The sequence below is a fragment of the uncultured Psychrosphaera sp. genome (genome assembly GCF_947500655.1).
GTDB lineage: Bacteria > Pseudomonadota > Gammaproteobacteria > Enterobacterales > Alteromonadaceae > Psychrosphaera.
The window spans coordinates 1-2,271 of sequence record NZ_CANMSK010000037.1; the positions used below are offsets into that span (position 1 = coordinate 1).

The 2,271-nt window shown below is 50.5% G+C and carries 1 rRNA gene; it reads left to right on the plus strand.

Annotated elements, in window-relative coordinates:
* Positions 1 to 2,247: ribosomal RNA gene (locus Q0940_RS16965) — 23S ribosomal RNA — on the plus strand; the annotation flags it as partial.
* Positions 2,248 to 2,271: the final 24 nt, after the last annotated feature.

Here is a 2,271-nt window from a genome sequence, read left to right on the forward strand (position 1 = left end):
TAGTTGCAAGGTATAGACCCGAAACCCGGTGATCTAGCCATGAGCAGGTTGAAGGTTGAGTAACATCAACTGGAGGACCGAACCCACTAACGTTGAAAAGTTAGGGGATGACTTGTGGCTAGGAGTGAAAGGCTAATCAAACCGGGAGATAGCTGGTTCTCCCCGAAATCTATTTAGGTAGAGCCTCGGACGAATACTTACGGGGGTAGAGCACTGTTTGGGCTAGGGGGCCATCCCGGCTTACCAACCCCATGCAAACTCCGAATACCGTAAAGTACTATCCGGGAGACACACGGCGGGTGCTAACGTTCGTCGTGGAGAGGGAAACAACCCAGACCGCCAGCTAAGGTCCCAAAGTTTATGTTAAGTGGGAAACGATGTGGGAAGGCTTAGACAGCTAGGAGGTTGGCTTAGAAGCAGCCACCCTTTAAAGAAAGCGTAATAGCTCACTAGTCGAGTCGGCCTGCGCGGAAGATGTAACGGGGCTAAACATAACACCGAAGCTGCGGATTCATTCTTAGGAATGAGTGGTAGGGGAGCGTTCTGTAAGTGGCTGAAGGTGAATCGAGAGGTTTGCTGGACATATCAGAAGTGCGAATGTTGACATGAGTAACGATAATGGGGGTGAAAAACCCCCACGCCGAAAGACCAAGGGTTCCTATCCCATGCTAATCAGGGTAGGGTAAGTCGGCCCCTAAGGCGAGGCAGAGATGCGTAGTCGATGGGAAACAGATTAATATTTCTGTACTTTTAATCATTGCGATGGGGGGACGGAGAAGGCTAGGTGAGCACGGCGTTGGTTGTCCGTGTGAAAGTGTGTAGGCTGAATTCTTAGGCAAATCCGGGAATTCACTAGGCTGAGACACGAGACGAGTCACTAAGGTGATGAAGTCATTGATGCCATACTTCCAGGAAAAGCCTCTAAGCTTCAGATGATTAAGAACCGTACCCTAAACCGACACAGGTGGTCAGGTAGAGAATACTAAGGCGCTTGAGAGAACTCGGGTGAAGGAACTAGGCAAAATGGTACCGTAACTTCGGGAGAAGGTACGCCAGCATTGGTGATGGGACTTGCTCCCTAAGCTGAAGCTGGTCGCAGTGACCTGGTGGCTGCAACTGTTTATTAAAAACACAGCACTGTGCTAAATCGAAAGATGACGTATACGGTGTGACACCTGCCCGGTGCCGGAAGGTTAATTGATTGGGTTATCTTCGGAGAAGCTCATGATCGAAGCCCCGGTAAACGGCGGCCGTAACTATAACGGTCCTAAGGTAGCGAAATTCCTTGTCGGGTAAGTTCCGACCTGCACGAATGGTGTAATGATGGCCACGCTGTCTCCACCCGAGACTCAGTGAAATTGAAATCGCAGTGAAGATGCTGTGTACCCGCGGCTAGACGGAAAGACCCCGTGAACCTTTACTACAGCTTGACACTGAACATTGAATCTACATGTGTAGGATAGGTGGGAGGCTTTGAAGCAATGACGCTAGTTGTTGTGGAGCCAATCTTGAAATACCACCCTTGTATATTTGATGTTCTAACATTGGTCCCTTATCGGGATTGTGGACAGTGTCTGGTGGGTAGTTTGACTGGGGCGGTCTCCTCCCAAAGAGTAACGGAGGAGCACGAAGGTTTGCTAAGTACGGTCGGACATCGTACGGTTAGTGTAATGGTAGAAGCAAGCTTAACTGCGAGACGGACATGTCGAGCAGGTACGAAAGTAGGTCATAGTGATCCGGTGGCTCTGTATGGAAGGGCCATCGCTCAACGGATAAAAGGTACTCCGGGGATAACAGGCTGATACCGCCCAAGAGTTCATATCGACGGCGGTGTTTGGCACCTCGATGTCGGCTCATCACATCCTGGGGCTGAAGTCGGTCCCAAGGGTATGGCTGTTCGCCATTTAAAGTGGTACGCGAGCTGGGTTTAGAACGTCGTGAGACAGTTCGGTCCCTATCTGCCGTGGGCGTTGGATGATTGAGAGGGGCTGCTCCTAGTACGAGAGGACCGGAGTGGACGAACCGCTGGTGTTCGGGTTGTCATGCCAATGGCATTGCCCGGTAGCTACGTTCGGAATCGATAACCGCTGAAAGCATCTAAGCGGGAAGCGAGCCTCGAGATGAGTCATCCCTGACAGTTTAACTGTCCTAAAGGGTTGTTGAAGACTACAACGTTGATAGGTAAGGTGTGGAAGTGCTGTGAGGCATTAAGCTAACTTATACTAATTGCCCGTGAGGCTTAACCATACAACGCTTAAGTGTTCTTGAACG